At 48.5% G+C, this 17,631-nt stretch carries 17 protein-coding genes; 1 reads left to right on the top strand and 16 read right to left on the bottom strand.

Going from position 1 to position 17,631, the window contains the following annotated elements:
• Window positions 1–66: 66 nt before the first annotated feature.
• The 7 genes from KIV40_RS12815 to KIV40_RS12785 form a co-directional block, all read right to left on the bottom strand.
• Entirely contained in the window at window positions 67–489 is a 423-nt protein-coding gene (locus KIV40_RS12815; RefSeq protein WP_005432381.1) for a hypothetical protein, read from the bottom strand.
• Between the two features lie 163 nt (window positions 490–652).
• Window positions 653–1,105, bottom strand: coding sequence for a hypothetical protein (locus KIV40_RS12810; protein WP_005432382.1), 453 nt, complete (start codon window positions 1,103–1,105; stop codon window positions 653–655).
• A 139-nt stretch (window positions 1,106–1,244) separates the two neighbouring features.
• The gene (locus tag KIV40_RS12805) at window positions 1,245–1,490 is read right to left on the bottom strand and encodes a hypothetical protein (RefSeq protein ID WP_005432384.1); all 246 of its coding nucleotides are present in this window, start codon (window positions 1,488–1,490) and stop codon (window positions 1,245–1,247) included.
• Between the two features lie 330 nt (window positions 1,491–1,820).
• A complete protein-coding gene (locus tag KIV40_RS12800; protein WP_285349544.1) occupies window positions 1,821–2,222 on the bottom strand; it encodes a GFA family protein in 402 nt (133 codons plus the stop codon).
• Window positions 2,223–2,389: 167 nt separating this feature from the next.
• Window positions 2,390–2,653, bottom strand: coding sequence for a DUF3012 domain-containing protein (locus tag KIV40_RS12795; protein ID WP_005432388.1), 264 nt, complete (start codon window positions 2,651–2,653; stop codon window positions 2,390–2,392).
• 162 nt (window positions 2,654–2,815) lie between these two features.
• Window positions 2,816–3,835, bottom strand: coding sequence for a type 2 isopentenyl-diphosphate Delta-isomerase (fni, locus tag KIV40_RS12790; RefSeq protein WP_285349542.1), 1,020 nt, complete (start codon window positions 3,833–3,835; stop codon window positions 2,816–2,818).
• Between the two features lie 249 nt (window positions 3,836–4,084).
• Window positions 4,085–5,878, bottom strand: a complete 1,794-nt coding sequence (locus tag KIV40_RS12785; RefSeq protein WP_285349540.1) for a sodium:proton antiporter — start codon at window positions 5,876–5,878, stop codon at window positions 4,085–4,087.
• 225 nt (window positions 5,879–6,103) lie between these two features.
• On the opposite strand from KIV40_RS12785, the gene KIV40_RS12780 reads away from it, so the two are divergent.
• Complete coding sequence (locus tag KIV40_RS12780) at window positions 6,104–8,824, top strand: DUF2339 domain-containing protein (RefSeq protein ID WP_285349538.1); 2,721 nt, start codon at window positions 6,104–6,106, stop codon at window positions 8,822–8,824.
• A 307-nt stretch (window positions 8,825–9,131) separates the two neighbouring features.
• On the opposite strand, the gene KIV40_RS12775 is transcribed toward KIV40_RS12780, so the two are convergent.
• From KIV40_RS12775 to flgE, 9 genes are read right to left on the bottom strand one after another with little or no spacing between them, the layout of a single operon-like run.
• The gene (locus tag KIV40_RS12775; protein WP_285349536.1) at window positions 9,132–10,172 is read right to left on the bottom strand and encodes a flagellin; all 1,041 of its coding nucleotides are present in this window, start codon (window positions 10,170–10,172) and stop codon (window positions 9,132–9,134) included.
• Window positions 10,173–10,183: 11 nt separating this feature from the next.
• Window positions 10,184–11,083: a flagellar hook-associated protein FlgL gene (gene flgL / locus KIV40_RS12770; protein WP_285349534.1), complete on the bottom strand. Its 900-nt coding sequence runs from the start codon at window positions 11,081–11,083 to the stop codon at window positions 10,184–10,186.
• A gap of 12 nt (window positions 11,084–11,095) precedes the next feature.
• Window positions 11,096–12,469, bottom strand: a complete 1,374-nt coding sequence (gene flgK / locus KIV40_RS12765) for a flagellar hook-associated protein FlgK (RefSeq protein WP_285349532.1) — start codon at window positions 12,467–12,469, stop codon at window positions 11,096–11,098.
• Window positions 12,470–13,018, bottom strand: coding sequence for a rod-binding protein (locus tag KIV40_RS12760; RefSeq protein ID WP_104026033.1), 549 nt, complete (start codon window positions 13,016–13,018; stop codon window positions 12,470–12,472).
• A 10-nt stretch (window positions 13,019–13,028) separates the two neighbouring features.
• Window positions 13,029–14,150: a flagellar basal body P-ring protein FlgI gene (locus KIV40_RS12755; protein ID WP_285349528.1), complete on the bottom strand. Its 1,122-nt coding sequence runs from the start codon at window positions 14,148–14,150 to the stop codon at window positions 13,029–13,031.
• Complete coding sequence (flgH, locus tag KIV40_RS12750; RefSeq protein ID WP_050910658.1) at window positions 14,150–14,821, bottom strand: flagellar basal body L-ring protein FlgH; 672 nt, start codon at window positions 14,819–14,821, stop codon at window positions 14,150–14,152. Before flgH ends, KIV40_RS12755 begins: the two co-directional genes overlap by 1 nt.
• 32 nt (window positions 14,822–14,853) lie before the next feature.
• Window positions 14,854–15,639, bottom strand: a complete 786-nt coding sequence (gene flgG, locus KIV40_RS12745; protein WP_005432423.1) for a flagellar basal-body rod protein FlgG — start codon at window positions 15,637–15,639, stop codon at window positions 14,854–14,856.
• Between the two features lie 39 nt (window positions 15,640–15,678).
• A complete protein-coding gene (gene flgF / locus KIV40_RS12740) occupies window positions 15,679–16,410 on the bottom strand; it encodes a flagellar basal-body rod protein FlgF (protein ID WP_285349525.1) in 732 nt (243 codons plus the stop codon).
• A gap of 12 nt (window positions 16,411–16,422) precedes the next feature.
• Window positions 16,423–17,622, bottom strand: coding sequence for a flagellar hook protein FlgE (gene flgE, locus KIV40_RS12735; protein ID WP_005432427.1), 1,200 nt, complete (start codon window positions 17,620–17,622; stop codon window positions 16,423–16,425).
• Window positions 17,623–17,631: the final 9 nt, after the last annotated feature.

Genomic DNA, 17,631 nt, shown 5'->3' with positions numbered 1-17,631 from the left:
GCGAATAGAAACAACAAAGGGGATATCACCATCCCCTTTTTCATCGGTTTGATTCGCCGAGAGCGATTACATCACGCACTCTTTTGCGGCTTGTGCTTTCTCAATGCCCTCTTCAATCAGAGATTTGGTTTCCTCGCTGCCAATGGATGACATTACTTTGTCCATCACCTTATCCACTGTCGATTCAGAAGACGCCTCCACCAAACAAGCGTACGCATTGGCAATGTGTTCTTTGGCTTCAATTAAGGCCTGCGGATCACTGAAATCCACATTCATTGCTTCTTCAACCGATGCCGCTAACTCCTCTGCTGATTCAGCAGCGTCACCAAATTGATCAAGGTTGAATGCGTCTTCTACCGATTCCATCTGCTCTTGAACTGTATCAATCGCTTTGTTTGCGGCTTCTTGTGCTTGATCAATGGCTTTGCTTGCGTCATCACAGCCGGCCAACGCCATTGCCAAAACCATTGTTGAGATTGTTTTTTTCATATTTGTTCTTCTAACAAGTGAATCGCTAATCATCACAATACGTGATTAGCCGAGAGATTTTAATTTAAGAGTTGTAAGAAGAGGAAACAGAATCGCTTTACAGCCCTAAAAAACAAAGCCGCTCTAGAAAGCGGCTTTGGTGTTTAATAAGACGTTATACGTATCAGGCAATCCTACCGTGGCTGATTGCCATCATGTCATCGTAGGTGCGCTGTAGAGCTTCAAATGTCCATTCGAAGTAAACACGACGCTCCATAAGTGGTGCAATTTGGTTAGCATCAAACGATTCGATGGTGAGATCGGAATATTCCACTTGAAGGCTATTGCCATCTGTTCCCCAATCTTCGTATTCGCGATTGCCAATGAGATCATAAAGGTTGTTGCTCAAGAAGCTGTAGACCACTAGGAATGATTGTACAGTGTCTTCGGAGAAGTTAAGCATGCTCGCAATCTGCGCCACGTCATACGACTGCTCCTTATCACCTTGGTCAATATCAAGCCTTACTAACTGTGTTTCCCACGTTGCCATTTCACCGAAGGAATCAAAGACATGTTGATTCAAAGCTTCAAAGACCTGAAAAAACTCCTGGATCATTGAGATATATTTATCAGACATAATGTCCCTTATTGTATTTAGTTAACGGACGATCTTCGCCGCCGTGTTATTGCTCACCTAGCCAGTGATGGTTAAAAGTTAGACTAAAAGTTGCAGCATTACATACTGTACGTGTCATTTTGTTGTAATTTTTGAGTGATTAGTCAACTATTAGCGTTGGTTCGTCGATTCCCATATAGTCACAAAGCTCTCGCTTAATTCGATGAAACTCTTGAATTGAGACAAAGTAATCGGCGTAATCTGTCTTACCTTTTATACCAATATGAATCGACGTAAACGCTTGAATGGTCGAGGTAACTTCAATGGTTTCATTCGCTAATGAGAACGTCACTACATGATCCATATTTAAGTAACGACCTGATTCGATTTTTAATGCTTTCGCCATCGTTGGGTCCTAATTTATCGAGATAAATTGATGTTGGGAGCAGCACTTTTAAATGAAGAGAGAAAAAGGTGCTTCATAGCAATGAATATGCTGCTCAATTGACGTGAGCCTATCATAAGCACTCGCCTTCAAAATTAGATGTAAGACGCACTTTCACTCGGATTTACTTACAGATAAAACAGTTACAAAAAATCTGACTGCAAATTAACCAACAAAGAGAGACAAGATGTTGTTGGCCTTAAAAAAAGAAAAGAGCCACTCTCTTGAATGGCTCTATCTCTCTACGTTAAAGGCTTTTTAATTTAGCGCAGCGCTCGGCCTTAAACCAACTTATAGCTTAGGCGCAGCTTCAAATTGCTTAAGGTCATCAGTAATCTCATTCCACGGTGCTTTAGAGCCCACAAAAATATGAAAGCTGGGTTTGTCACAAGGGGGATCATCAAGGATGCCTAGATGAATATTCACTAAACCGTTGTTCTTCTTCGAGTAAAGGCTAGAGCCGCAGTGACGGCAGAATGAGAGTTCGGTATTGGCGCTCTTCTGATAGGTTTGGATGTGTTCCGCGCCCTCAATCACAATCAGTTTATCCAATGCAATGCCACCCGCTGACGAGTAATCGGATCCGGTAAATTTGCGGCATTCAGAGCAATGACAATTGCCCATGTATTTGAATTCATCCGCCACTTCGAGTTTTACCTTGCCACATAGACATGAGCCTTTGAGTACTTCCATTTTTTAGTCCTCTCTTATTGGAATGACGACAACCATGCCAGTCCAATAAGACGAAATAAAGATAAGCAAATCAGGTTTGCAAAAATGGAACGAAAAATTGAGAGTCAACAGACAGATACAAGAAAGCCGAGGCTAATGCTCGGCTTTCTCTTTTTTGTTCGATCAATCTAGAACACGCAGTGCTTAGCAAAACCTGTTGCTTCGTTTGCCGTCCATTCACCTTTTGGTTTTTCTTTTAGGTCTTCACACCACTGTTCGCTACCGATGCCATCTTGCAGAACACAATGCTTCGCGAAATCAACTGCGTTGTCTGTTGTCCATTCTGTCTTTGGCTTTTCACGCATGTCTTTACACCAAGCTTCTGTACCTACTTCGTCAGAACATGCTGTTAGCGCTGTTGCCGCTAGCAGTAGCATTACCAGTTTTTTCATAAATTCAGGTTCCACTTTCAATTGATGAATGAACTATACCCAAAATATCACTGCTCGTGTTAAACCAACGACAATTTATCGACTCTCGCTCCGTAAAGGAGGCAAGATTCAACAAATACAATCTAACCACATCGATAAGTCAATGAACGTGAGTAATGAAGTTTAAAGACGACGAGCTTGAGTCAGTGCTCGAAGATTCGCAGAACCTGTACCAAAGCACGCTAAACGCAGCTCTAATGCCATTTGTTCAAAGTGCTCGACGATAGACTCTGTGCTGATGGTTGCTGCTTTTAACACCGCTCCGGCTTGTCCAACAAGGTTGGCGCCAAGATGTACCGCTTTCGCAGCTTCTAAGCCGTTATACACGCCACCGGAAGCAATTAAAGGTAAGTCTGGGTATTGGGTGCGAATTTGCTCTAGGCACTGAGCCGTTGGAATACCCCAATCACGGAACAATTCGGCTGCGCGCTGCATTTTGTTGTCTGTCTGACAGTAACCCTCAACTGCAGACCAACTTGTGCCACCAGCACCGGCAACATCAATCGCATCCACGCCAGCTTCGACAAGTTGTTTTGCTACCGTGCCACTGATGCCAAAGCCGACCTCTTTGATGATCATCGGTACATCGACGCGCTGTTTTAGTTGCTCAATCGACTTAAGCACACCAATCCAATCATGATCCCCATTCTGCTGAAAGGCTTCTTGCATAGGGTTGAGATGCACAAATAAAGCGTCCGCTTGGATAAAGTCCACCGCACGTTGGGCGTTGTCGAGACGTTGTTGGTCTCTCAGTTGGGCAGCACCTAAGTTGGAATACAAAGGCACGCCTTTAGCGAGATCACGAATGGTTTTGCCCAAACCTGAGTGAAGACTGTCTTCTAGGCTCACTCGCTGCGAGCCAACACCCATCGCAATGCCCATTTCACTCGCGGCTTCTGCCAAACGGCAGTTGATGATCTCTGCATCTTTTGCGCCGCCAGTCATTGAACTGATCAAAAATGGCAGTGCCAATGAGTGGCCAAGGAACTCACTCGAAAGATCGATGGCGTTAAAGTCACATTCAGGCAAAGCGCAATGCTCAAACTCGACATACTCAAAGCCCGCCGTTTTGTTTTTCATGTTCATGTCATGATGTAAAACAGCATCAAGATGTAAGTCTTTGCGATTAGATTGCGGAGCCATAATGTCACCCTAAAGTAAAACAGTCGCGCAGTATTGCGATCCTTGTCATTGCCGTCAATGCGAAAATTCGGAAATTGAACAATTTATTTTCCGAATCGAGCCTTGTGCGCTCTCGCTTTATGACTAAGAGAGCATATCGAGTCGCTGCGTTTAAAACACTGCGCTTCACTGCTCCATTAAGCTTGGGTAACGATTAACAATGTTGCCACTCCGATGTGCCAAGAGTGGCAGTTCTCTATGTCATTTAGGCTATTGAGTCTCGACCGATTGAATAAGCGCCACCACCGTGCTGGTTATAGGTGGCGTGAACTGGTCTGGATCATCACAGAATTGAATTCTGCCTTTCTCTTCAACATGGAAAAGCGGAATCACCAGATTGTCTTTGTGGTGCTCAAGGTAATCTTGGTAGGTAAAACTCTCACTTAGTTTGGTGTGTTTGATTTCTGCACCTTGGCTCAACAAACTGGCCATTTGGGCGTAACTAACATTGCCACCCATCAGCAGTTTGCCGTGATACTCTTCCGCAACCGAGTGTTTTTCACTGCCGTTGGTTTTGTTTTTCTGCAGACAATGTACTTTATCTTCGCCAAACTCGCTGACAAATTGCATACAAGCCATGATGTTGAAATGTTGGTCTGGCGTCAGTGCCACCACTTGACCGATACCAATTAGGTTCAAGTTGTCATCGGCGTGGCTGGAAATCGGATTGCCGTAGTAATGGTCTAGGCCCAACATGCGAACTTGGCTAATGTAGTCCCAGTTCGAATCGGTGAGCAAAACTTTGCGATCGTATCTCGCCAGCGCTTTACCTATCTCTTGCGCCACTCGGTTTGCGCCAATCAATAGGAAGCCTCTTGGCGCAGGCTCAGCCACACCCAACGCTTTAGCCATAGGACGCGCCGTCGCACTTTGCAACACTACCGTACCGATGATCACCATGAAGGTCATTGGTACTAACAGCATGGCTTCTGAAATGCCATATTCTGTTAGCTTGATGGCAAACAGAGACGAAATGGATGCTGCAACAATACCGCGCGGCGCAACCCAAGAGAGGAACAGCTTATCTTTGAAGGTTAGGTTACTACGAATGGTTGAAACGAAAATCGAAAGTGGACGTGACACCAACTGCATGAAAACAAACAGCAACACCGCACCGCTACCAAGCGCCGCGAAATCATCCAGACTGATGCGTGCCGCTAGGAAGATGAACAATCCTGTTATCAACAAGATGGTTAAGTGCTCTTTGAAGTGGAGGATCTGCTGAATGTTGATGCCCTTAGCGTTTGCTAACCACATCCCCATCACGGTGACCGTCAGTAGGCCCGCTTCCGATTCCATCTGATTAGAGATCGAGAACACACCGAGTACCACCATCAATACCGCAAACGGCTGAAGGTACTCCGGCAACCAAGCTCTACGCAAAATGGTTGCCACAGCAGCACCAGACAAAGCACCAATAATCAAACCTATCGCAATGATAGTAGCAAACACCTCAACGCTATTCACCGCATTGTGCGAAACAATAAATTCGTACACCATCACCACAAACAGCGCACCTAACGGGTCAATGAGTATGCCTTCCCAACGCAGAATATTGGCCAGTTTTGAGGTTGGCCGCACGGTTCGCAGCAACGGTACAATCACCGTTGGACCAGTAACCACGGTTAAACTGGCGAACAAGATTGAAAGCTCCCAAGTAAAATTAAGAAAGTAGTGCGTTGCCACACTGGTGGCCACCCAAGAAATGATTGCACCGACAGAGACGATGCTCCAAACGGAGCCACTAACGCCGCGAATCTCTTTAAAATTCAGGGTTAGACTGCCCTCAAACAAAATCACTGCCACCGCGAGGGAAACTAAGGGGAAAAGCAAATCCCCAAGAATCTCGTCTGGGTTGAGCCATTGCAGGAGCGGGCCAACAATGATGCCCGCTAACAGTAAGAAGAGAATGGCAGGCAAACGCATTCGCCACGCTAACCACTGACAACCTAAACCTATTACCCCAACCGCCGACAGCACCAGCGCTTCGTTGCCCACTTGCATTTATCATCACCTAATTTGTTATTGTTCTGGTGAGCTTTCACCCAAAACCGATTAACTCTATAAAAAAGATTAGTTTAGTGTGGATGCTCCGCCAGTTTTCGTTCAAATATGCGACTTCCTCTCAAATTTCTTGTTCAGTGTTGTATATCCCGTTAGCTTGTCACACAGTGAACTAAGCTTAGCTAAGTTGCTCAAAGTTAAGGATTCTCAAACAACGGATAGGGAGTGCAGCAGTTGTTTATCTCATTAGCGGTTATCTTGGCGATTTTCGCCATGCTCATCACGTTGAAAGCTGTCAGTCGAATATCGAGGCTAGAGGACGAAGTGTCTCAGCTTCATAAAGAGCTGGCAGAGCTTCATGCGCGTTGGTTTGAGAAAGGCGCATCGCCGACTTTTAAACCTGAGCAACACGATGCGCCTCAGGCACAGCATGTTCCAACGCCAACTGAAAACGCTACACAACCCAATAAACCAACGCCAGCAACGGAGTCTGAGTCGAAAGTTACACCTCTAGCAGCGAAACAAGCGCCACAGCCAATTGTTGAACCGAGCCTCCCTTCAGCCGATGAAGTTCATATCGGTGAGCTGGCGCAGAGCAGTGAATCCGTGTTCGAGAAACAAGCCAATAAACTGCTGACCAACATCCAAGAAAACTGGTTGGTTTGGGTTGGTGCGCTCGCCATGTTGATTGGTGGCGGTTACCTCGTACAAGTGATTGGCAGTCACATTGAGTTCTCTCCAATCATGCGCGTGACCATCGCATTCTCCATCTCTCTTGCTACCGTGATAGCAGGTGAATGGTTCCACCACCGTGAACAAAAATCCCCAGACCGAGCAAAACGAGCAAAAGGCTTTACCTACGTTCCTGCCGCCATTAACGGAACAGGGTTAACTGGCATCTACTGCACGGTGATCTTTGCGTTTGTCTTCTATCAGCTCTTATCACCAGGTGCATCACTGGTAATTTTAGCGGGCGCGGCATTTTCGAGCTTAGCGCTTTCTCTGCGCCAAGGGCCTTTGATGGCCGTGCTCGGCTTAATCGGTGGCTATTCAGCACCACTTTGGATTGGGGGTGCAGAGCCTAACTATTACTTACTCGCTGGTTACATCACTGCGATTTCAGTTGCCGCAACGCTACTGATGCAAAAGATCCGACACGCTTGGATTTCACCATCGATTACCGTGCCGCATATTTTGTGGATGCTGTTGCTGATTGAGAGCATGCCAATAGAACAACTTTTCTCATGGCTTGCGATCTTCCTTTCTCTGAGTTTGTACCTGCTGTTTGCGGTGCCAAGAATGGGTTGGATGCTCAAACCGCGTTACCGTCATTGCCAAGGCAAATGGACACATCCACCGACAGGTATTGCTCTCGCGATTACCTTGTTAGTGCTGTCGGCACTGGCTCGAATGTCTAGCGTTGATACCGCTGAGATGATTTACTTCTATGCCTTCTTTACTGCAATGATTTGGCTACCAGCCGTTCGCAAAACTTGGTCATTAAGAGTTTATTTACCATCGATGTTGGTGCCTTCTACCGCGGTCATGCTGCTTTCTATTGCGCTTGAATCTATCTATATGGCTGAAAGACAAACGCCAGTACTAGTCGCGATCGGCATTAGTATCCTGTTGATTGCACTGAGAACATTATTCCAGACACTCGCAGGTGACCGATCTCAACTAACGGGTATCCTCTTCCTTGTGCTCGCCCCTGGGATGACCTTGATTACCCTGCTGTACACCTACGAGTTTATGAGCCGTCATGTTTTAGGTTGGACACTCTTCACCGCTTCAATTGCGGTTTACTACGCCTTACTTGGACACAGGTTCAAAGCGCTGGCGTTGGAGTGCTCAGCCATCATGCATGCCATCATTGCCGGAACGGCTTTCGTTTGGCTGAATGACACATGGCTCACGACTGCTATTTCGATTCAAGTGGCGGTTATGGCGTTGCAAACTCAAGCCAATGTTTTCCGCCCAGCGAAGTGGGCAGTGAAAGTCGCAATGGGCATCTTAGTCGCACGTCTTACGCTGTTACCGCTTATTCCAGAGTGGCAACCTGTCAATGCGGGGCACTGGGCTTGGGTGCTGATCAGTTACCTGCCGTCGTTAGCGATTCTTGCTTACGCTCGCACTGTTTTACATCGCTCAGATACGGAACTCGCCAATTGGTTTGAAGGAGCGCTCTTACACGTCTTCTTGATGGCGGTGTTCACCCAAACCAACTACTGGCTCACAGGACAATACGGTTATCTGGGCTACATCGATTTCACTTCGGCAATTGTGTTTGCTAACCAAGCATTGGTGATGGGGTTGGTTTATAGCTATCGCAGCCAGTTCGCGCAGCAACTAGAACGCGTTTATCAAGCTTATAGCTATCTACTTTGGGGCGCTTTTGTTGTGCTGATGATGCTGCTCAATAGCCTTGAATCGCCGTTGGTGGTCAATAATGTTTCCGCTGAATCCATGCCTGTGTTCAACATGCTGTCTCTTGGCTGGCTGCTGCCTGCGGTTGTCTTGCTAGTAACCACTTATAAGCGTTGGAACACATTGCAGATCCCACGTCCTGTTGTTGCCAGCTTTGGTCTTATCTTAGCGGCCGTTTGGCTAGGTATGTCGATTCGCCAGTTCTGGCAACCTATCTCTATGACGCTAGCTCAGCCAACTGGCATGGCAGAGCTGTTTACTTACTCGATTGCTGGTTTGATTGTCGGAGGCTTGCTGACTTGGGTTGGCGCAACACGCAAAGCAATGACGATTCAACGCATTGGCTTAGCCGTACTGGCGTGCGTCGCGCTTAAGGTGTTCTTGTGGGATGTTCGCTCATTGGATGGCTTCTGGCGTGCGATCAGCTTCTTGGGTCTAGGCGCATCACTGATTGGATTAGGATGGTTATTCCAAAAACTCCACAGCTCGGTCGCAGAGCCTGTCGAGCACGCGGAATAGGGTTTGAGCTTAGAAAGAGATTCCCGACGTCGCTCCTTCGTCGCTCTCGAGAATGACCCAGAAGAGTATTGAGCGGTGGACGAATTCTAAGGCGGAATGCGTGACTGACGAAGTTCATAGAACTCAATATCCAAAGATCGTCATTCCAGAACTGAGGAACGAAGTGTCTGGAATCTCTCTTTTAATCGCGAACTAGAAAGGTGATTCCCAACTCTTTTCTGGGTTACGCAACCACCGATGAATTGAGAAGGGAATCTTGGAGTGTTCTTAAAGCGCTATTCCAACTGGGTCTATTTCAAATAAAGAGCTATTTCAACAGCGCCACAACCGTATGACGACGAACATTTGCTTGTGCATTCAGCGCTTGGAATGTCGAGCTAAACTGACCGGAAGTGGCCATAAAACCATCGAGTTTCGCATTGACATCAGCAGCACTTAACTGCTTGGATTGGCTCTGCACCGTACGCATTTGCGAGTTCAACTCACCGTGAAACGCTTTGGCTTCTTCCAAGCTGGTTTGCACTTGTCTTATGTGCTGATTCACTTTGGCGATGGTTTGCTTGATTCCATCACGAGAGCCTAAATCAAAGCTCAACTCAGCGATGCCATCCGGTTCTGATTTTAGGTTCAGAACATTCGCTTGTCCTGCAGGAAAACGATGACCTTCCCCCGTCACTAGCACCTTTTGCTGCATTTGTTGATATGCCGTATCGCGCGCTTCAAACAAAATGGTGCCGTCTTCTGCCAGTGAAGCTCGCATGCCCATCGCAATCAAACTGCGGTCGAGCATTTTCACAGTGCGCGCACCATCGGCTTGACCATCAAATTGGATCATAACCGATTGACCTTGCGGAAAGTCTAAGCGGATTTGCTCGGCTTTCTCACTCAAACGATGCACGTTCAAACCGGGGATGGAGAAACGGCGAATATCCTCTTTATCCAGTTTGAGGTGCAGTTCGTTATCAATCACTTTCTGCCCGTCAAAGCGCGCCTGTTCAACCACCTGTTTAATCGACGCTTTAGAACGTACTAACCCTTCTTGCAGACCGGGAACATTCTGCACGCCTTGGTTGACAGCTTGGGTCAAACCTCGCTTGATTTGAGTCAGCTCTTTACCGATCACTTGCAACGATTTAGAAGCGATTTGCACTACAGTTGCTTGTTGCTGACCTCGAGTAAGCTGAATGCCAGAAACGGAATAGGCTGACGCGGTGTCAGCCTGAACTTGCGTAGGACGCGGCTTGATCGCACTGCTCGAATCCGCTGAGCGGGTTGGCATGATAGAGGCTTGTTCTTGCCCACCTAAGCGTATGCTATGGGGTCTTACCTCTACTGTGCTCATCACCATACAAAACTTCCTTAAATACGATCAAACAGGTTGAGATCGTTGATCTTCACGTAGCTAGCTTGCGTTGCTTGTAACGCCGCCATGTAGTTGCTCAAACGTACTGACGCCTCACCGTAATCCAATGCCGATAAGTCACTGGTCACTTTGTCAACGAACAGCTTGTTTTCGCCGTGTGCGCTATCCATTAGGTCGAGGTTGTTATGGCGACCACCGATTTCTGTCATCGCCCCCAGTACGTTCGCCAAGGTATCATCAATGGCAGATAAGCTAGCGTCTACTTCCGCTTGAAAATGCGGACTCGGGCTCTCAAATTCTGCAATCAAAGCATCGATTTGGTTCAATACGTTATCGCCACCACCAAGCTCCAGAATCTCTTTCGCCGTCATATTGGAATCCATGGTCACGCCCTTTGCGACAGTTACCACGCGCTTGTCGCTGTTGCCATCAACTTGGTACGCACCGCCTGCATTACTCACCGCTGGCGTGTCCGTCTGAGTACCAGAAAACAGGTAGTGGCCTTCTTCGTCTTGCGCGTTGAATGAGGATTCAATCGAATCACGGTAGCTTTTTAGTTCGATGATCATGCCGCTACGGTCTTCATCGGTTAATGTGCCGTTCGCGCCCCAAAGCACCAAATCACGCACACTCTTCAAGCTCTCGTTGACCGAATCCAAATGGGTTTCTTGAGCAGAAAGTGTGGTTTTCAGATTGGCGATATTACTCTGGTACTGGCCGATCGCGCTGTTTTCACGTTCAAGGTTCAGTAGCTTTATCGACGCCATAGGATCGTCAGAAAGCTTGGTTAGTCGGTCACCCGTGGCCATTTGTTGAAGAACATGCCCCAAACCTGCGTTGTTGGTTTGCAAGCTTTGCAGCATCATTTGGCTAAATTGACTGTCACTGATTCGCATCTCGGGTTCCTTTTAGAATAACTGCAATACAGAGTCGAAAAGCTGGTTAGCGGTGCTAATGACTTTCATGTTGGCGTTATGTGCGTTAGCAAATGTCATCAGATTCGCCGCTTCTTCATCGCTGTTCACCGCACTGACGTTGTCGCGCGCGGCATGCGCTTGTTTGTTCATTGCCGCTTTAGCTTCATAATCCGCTTCTGCTTGGCGTGCTTTGATCGCCGTTTCACCGACCATTGCGGTGAACGCATCGTTTAAGCTCAGCGAGCCATAGCCAGTGACTGAAACTGGCTTATTGCTCAGTTGAATTAGGTCATTCAACACATCTGCATTACCCGGAGTGCCATCACTGGAGAACGCTAATTCTTCCGCGCTGATATCAGTAATGGTGAGGCTTTCTGCTGGGTTTGCTGGATCGTAGCTAAACAATGGCTTGCCGGGATTGCCGTTGAGATCTTGCCCTGTTGCCAGCACAGCGTTGTATTCATCCGCCAATGCTTTTGCCATGTCATCCAAAGCGACTTGGTTTGGCTTAAGCACTTCGGTTTGATAATCGTTAATCGCGCCCAACTTGCCGCCTACCGAATGGTCAATGACAAAGCTTTGCGAGGCGAAATCGACACTCAAATCCGCAAGGTATGGGTCGCTTGGATCTGGCTTCGCTGTCAGCTGACCATAATCCGATCCCATTACCAAAGGCTGACCAGAAGCGAGCGTCACTTGCATGCTGTCGTCTGGTTGGTCGGTAGTTTTGATTTCAACGATTTGAGAAAGCTCACCAATCAACGCATCGCGAGTGTCCATCAACTGCGCTGGGTTACCACCTGTGCCTTGCATTTCGACAATCTGCTTGTTTACCTGAGCAATGTTCGCCATCAAACTATTGGCATGGCTCAACGCGGCATTACGCTGCTCACTCATGTCCTTGTGCTGATTGTGAAGCGACTCGGTTAAAGTATTGAATCGGCGTGCTAACGCTTCCGATTCATTAATGATTTGCTGACGGTATGGGATTGATTCTGGTTTTACTGTGGCATCATTCAGCGCAGCATTAAGGGAATCTAACCCCGCAGAAACGCTAAAACCATCCGCACCAAGCGTGTTTTCAAGCTGGCTCATGGCGGTGGTATAACCCGCTGAATACGCCGCTAAACTGTTGGTCGACCACGTTTGCTTCACCAAGAATTGGTCTGTGACACGGCGAATGCTCGTCACTTCAACACCCATTCCAGGGCTGAGCTTGTTGTACTTACCGTCACCAACAGACGCGGTTAGCGCTTGTTGGCGGCTGTATCCGGGCGTATTGATGTTTGCCACGTTTTGCGCGGTCACATCCAACGCCACACGGTTCGCGTTTAAGCCTGAAAGGGCGATATTAACAAGGTTCATTTACAGCTCCATTTTCCTGATCAGCGGCTGAGTAAACGCGGTCGTCATTCCGGCTTCACCGAGCACTTGTTTAACAGAGGCGACCGCTTGCAGCGTGGGATTAACTGCGTCGGTCTTCATCGCGATTTCATCGCTTTCAAGTTGTGATGTACGTTCAAGGCTGACCACTTTTCCATCGTTCGCCGGAGAGACATTACGTGACTGGTCGAACGCCACTTCGCGCATTGAAGGGCTAAGTTGTTGGATCAGCATATTGGCGATACCAGAGTTCTGTTTTTTCGCCAGCTCCATCGCTAACTGCCCATCGTACATATCGCGAAACACACCTTGTTGTTGGCTAGCAAACGGGCTGTCTTTGTCGGCCAATACATCACTGCTGCTGCGCATTTGACGTAGCACCATTTGTAGAAACATCGCCTCGAATTGACCCGCAACCACTTCAAGAGCACCTTCTTGATCGCGGCTTTTCTTGATGCTCGCTAGGGCGCTGTTGTCGTGATACAGCATGGTATTGAGTTGTGCTTGATCGCCGCTCGTGTCTAACTTCATCGCTAACTCCTTAAATCACCACAAGCTCAGCATTCAGCGCGCCCGCTTCGTTCAATGCTTGCAGAATCGACATCAGATCCGTTGGCGTTGCACCTAAGCTGTTTACAGCGTTGACGATGGTGTTCAGTTCCGTGCCCGGAGGCCAAATCACCATTTGCGCTTGTTCTTCGTTTACTTCGATTTGGGTTTGATCCACGACTTTGGTTTCACCATCAGCAAACGCGTTCGGTTGACTGACTTGTTGAGATTCGGAGATTCGAACAGTCAAGTTGCCGTGGCTTACTGCCGCTTCACCAACCTTAACGTTCTTACCAATCACCACCGTACCCGTACGTGAGTTGAAGACGATTCGAGCTGGTTTACGGCCCTCTTCCACGCTCATCTCTTCTAGCATCGACATCATGGTGACACGCTGTTGAGTGTCCATTGGTGCTCGCATTTCGACGCGCGCTTTGTTGATCGCTTTCGCTACGTTTGGACCAAAGTTATTGTTGATTTCACGGGCGATGTTCTTCGCCGTTGTGAAGCTTGGTTTGCGCAGATTCAACGTGATTTCGTCACGCTGGTTAAAATCAGTTTCGATTTCTCGCTCCAACGTTGCTCCATTAGGAATTCGGCCAGCGGTTGGTGTGTTTACTTCTACTTTAGAGCCGCTTTTACCCTCGGCGGATAAGCCCCCCACCACCACACTACCTTGAGCGATGGCATACACTTCGCCATCGATACCGCGCAGTGGCGTCAGCAGTAACGTGCCGCCACGTAAGCTTTTCGCATCGCCGATAGAAGAAACTACTACGTCCAGTGTTTGACCCGGTCCCGCCATTGGGTCAACGGATGCGGTAACACTTACGGACGCCACGTTACGTAATTTAGGGTTCATGCTGTCATCAATCTGGACCCCAAATTGGCGCAGCATGTTGGTAATCGATTGAGCGGTGAATTTCACTTGGTTACGGTCGCCTTGACCGGCCAAGCCCACGACTAAACCGTAACCGACCAATTGGTTTTCTCGGATGCCCTGCACATCCACCAAGTCCATGATCGGAATTTCCACTTCGGCTTGTGAAGTGGCAGGAAGTCCCAAGGTCAGAGCCAATAGGAAAGAGGTAAAGAATGCATTAATTGGCTTCATTAGAATGGTACCCATGGGCTGTTGAAGAACTGAGTCAGCCACCCGGCTGCGTTGCTGTCGGCTAATGCGCCACGACCAGCGTAGGTAATGCGAGCATCCGCGATACGTTGAGAAGACACTTGGTTGCTGCGGTTGATATCATCCACGCGCACAATGCCTGTTAGGCGAATAAACTCGTCGCCTTGGTTAAGTCGAAGCCACTTTTCACCGCTAATGCGAAGCACGCCATTTGGTAGTACCTCATGTACCGTCACGGTGATCGCACCTTGTAATTTGTTACCTTGCGAGCTGGATGCGCTGCCATCAAAGCTGCGACTGCCATCGACACTCACACCTAGCTCATCAATGGTTTTGGTGCCAATGGTTGGCGCGGCAAAGTCTACCGTTGAGCTTTTGCCAAACTGTGTGCCCGCTTTCTTGCTTGAAGAGGTTTCTTCAGAGAGCTGCACGGTCAAAACATCACCGACTCGGTAGGCTCGGCGATCTTGAAATAACGTCATGGTGTATTGGTGACGATAAAGGCTGCCGGACTTGGTCTCTGGCAAGGTGTAATCCAACACTGGTGGCGCGTATTCCTCTGTGTTTGGTTCAGGCGGAATAAACTCATCACGACCTGCACATCCCACCAGCAACACGACGGCAACTGCCCAACTCTTCGAAAGCCATTTCATTGCTTTATCCTTCATCATCACCAATTTCTTACTTACATCGATTGCGCGACAAACTTCAGCATGTCGTCTGCGGCAGAAACCACTTTGGCGTTCATCTCGTACGCGCGTTGAGTGGTGATCATGTCGACCATCTCTTCAACTACCTGCACGTTTGAACCTTCTAAAGCGCCCTGTTTGATGCTGCCCGCACCGTCTTCGCCCGCAATTAACTCATCAGCAGGACCACTTGCTTCTGTCTCACGGAACAAGTTACCGCCAACGGCTTCTAGACCGGCTGGGTTGATGAACTTCGCCAGCGTGATTTGACCCAGTTGCTGCGGCGTTGGATCGTCAGCCGATGTGGTTGTTACCGTGCCATCCACACCCACAGAGAACGAAATCGCGTTGTCCGGGATTTGAATTTGTGGCTCTAGTGGCAAACCTTGGCTGTTAACCATCAAACCCTCTGAGTTGATGTGGAACTGACCATTACGCGTGTACATGATCTGACCGTCAGAGTTTTCGATTTGGAAGAAGCCTTGCCCCATCACCGCTAAATCCAACTCTTGAGTGGTGTTTTGTGTGTTGCCTTGGGTGAAGACTTTCTGCGTACCGACTACGCGAACACCAGAACCAAGCTGAACACCGCTTGGCAGTTCATTCACTTGGTCGACTTGCGCGCCCGGCTGACGCTGAATGCTGTAAAACAAGTCTTCAAACACCACGCGGTCACGCTTAAAGCCGACCGTGTTAACGTTCGCTAGGTTGTTAGAGATGGCAGTCATTTTGGTATCTTGAGCTGCCATGCCCGTTTTACTTACCCATAATGCTGAATGCATTGGTTATCTCCTTTGGACGAGAATCCCTTGCTGAGAGGCTTATATCGCCGCCATCAATTTGTTTCCGGCTTGCGCCAAGGTTTCTGCGGTTTTCATCATGCGAACTTGCATTTCGAAATTACGTGTCAGCGACATTACGCTCAGCAGTTCATCAATGGCAGACACGTTACTGCCCTCAATGTGCTCTGGAGAGAGCTGCACGGTTTCATCCGCTGGGAAAGGCACACCATCTACGCTATGCAGCAAGCTGTCGCTCTCTTTTTGCAGCTGGTTGATTGGTGGTTTCACCATCTTCAAGGTGCCCACTTCCACTTCTGCACCACCACCCGGAGGAATCACAGAAACGCGGCCACGTTCACTGATTTCAATCTTCTGAAAATCAGGCACAACGATTGGTCCGTTTTCACCGACAACAGGGAAGCCATTGATGCTCATTGCACCAAAGGTATCGACTTTGATGTTGCCCGCTCGGGTGTATGCTTCATTGCCAATTGGCGTTTCAACGGTAAGGTAGCCCTCGCCCATGATCGCCACATCGAGAGGACGACCGGTTTTCATGATGTCGCCAGAATCAAAACGCGTTGCGGCTGAGTTGGTCACCACCATGGTACGGCCATCAAAGCCCGCACCTTGTAACTCAACGCTGCGCACGCGTTCCATATCGGCACGGAAACCTGCGGTGTCAGCGTTCGATAAGTTGTTCGAACGTACGTGCTGAGCCTTAAGAACTCGACTCGCACCCGACGTGGCAGTAAATAACAAGCTATCCATGCGACTCTCCCATTACACCGCGTTGAACAGAGCTTGAGTCAGCTTGTCGTTGGTCGAAATGGTTTTCGCATTCGCTTGGTAGTTACGCTGCGCCGTCATAAGCGCAACCAGCTCGCTGGTTAAGTCAACGTTAGAGCCTTCTAGCGCACCCGGTGTTAAGTCACCCAATGTGCCTGTACCCGGAACACCCATGATTGGCGCGCCAGAGCTAAAGCTTTGTGTCCAAGCCGTGCCGCTCACTTTCGATAGACCTTGCGTGTTAGCGAAATCCGCAAGCACAACCTGACCTTGCAGCTGAGACTGGCCATTAGTGTAAGTCGCGTAAACCATGCCGTTGTCTTCCACTCGAACGCCCGCAAGCTCACCAGAGGTGTAACCGTTCGGGTTGTTGGTGCTCACGCCAAACGCAGCGCCAAACTGAGTACTGCCGTTCAAGCTGATATCAATGCTCATTGCGTTTGCACCTGCTGCTGGAAATGCAACATTGAAAGACCCCGTTGGAGAAGCTAGCGTGCCGTCAGTATTGAATTGAACCGTTTGAGCCGTTGCTGGCGTCGTTGGTGCACCGTCGACTTCCACGTTCACTTGCCATTCGTTATCTGATGTCTTGGTGAAGTACTGAGTTACGGTGTGCGAGTTGCCAAGTGAGTCGTACACCTTAGTTGTGTAAGAAGAGTTGAATGAGTTTGGATCGGAAGAATCGAATGGGTAAACCGCTTGGTCGACTGCCGTTGCGCTTGCGTCGAAGTTCGCCACAAAGTCCAGATTGTCGGTCGCTTTTGCGTTAAGTGAAGAGGTAGAAACCTTGATGTCGCCAACAGAGCCAGTTTGAAGATTCGCATTGTTGTCTACGCTGTAACCTTGCAACTTGGCACCGTTATTTGCGGTCACAAAGTTGTTCTTATCTGTGCCAAACACACCTGCGCGAGTGTAGAGCATCTGACCCATGTGATCTTTCGTCACGAAAAAACCACTGCCATTGATCGCCAAGTCCATTGCACGGCCCGTGCCTGTCACCGAACCATTCTTATCGAAGTTCTGAGAAATCGACGCCACTTCTACGCCGCCCGGCTGCATGCCATTGTAAACCGCGGCAAATTCTGTGCGACCACCTTTAAAGCCGTACGTTGATGCGTTGGCAATGTTGTGGCTGATGGTGTTTAACTCTGTGTTGGTCGCGTCCAGACCACTAAGTGCGATGTTAAAACTCATAAATAACCT

The sequence above is a fragment of the Vibrio sp. D173a genome, from assembly GCF_030248475.1.
This window is presented reverse-complemented; position numbering and strand designations above follow the sequence as displayed.